The organism is Rhizobium sp. SVR5-9E (genome assembly GCF_056755095.1).
This window is the reverse complement of record NZ_JBNDHS010000751.1, coordinates 1-235: the sequence shown is the minus strand read 5'-3', so window position 1 is coordinate 235 and position 235 is coordinate 1. Positions and strand designations below refer to the sequence as shown.

At 58.3% G+C, this 235-nt stretch carries 1 protein-coding gene; it reads left to right on the top strand.

What is annotated here, in order from left to right:
- Nucleotides 1-103: 103 nt before the first annotated feature.
- On the top strand, nucleotides 104-235 hold a 132-nt coding region (locus tag ACPYOJ_RS36835; protein WP_481420610.1), incomplete at its 3' end, for a D-lyxose/D-mannose family sugar isomerase.

The following is a 235-nucleotide window of genomic DNA, read 5'->3' as shown; positions in this document are numbered from 1 at the left end:
AGGGTGGACAGTGAAGTGATGTAGTGCGGTTTGATGCCCTCACCCTGATCTTCTCTTCGCGGGAGAGTTGGGGTGAGGCCTGACATAGCGTCCAGGGGGCCCCATGAAACGCTCCGAAATCAATGAAATCCTTGGCCACACGCGGCAGTTCTTCTCCATGCACGACGTGCATCTCCCTCCCTTTGCCAGTTTTCCGCCGACGAAATGGCAGCAGCTTGATCCGGCCGCCTGGCAG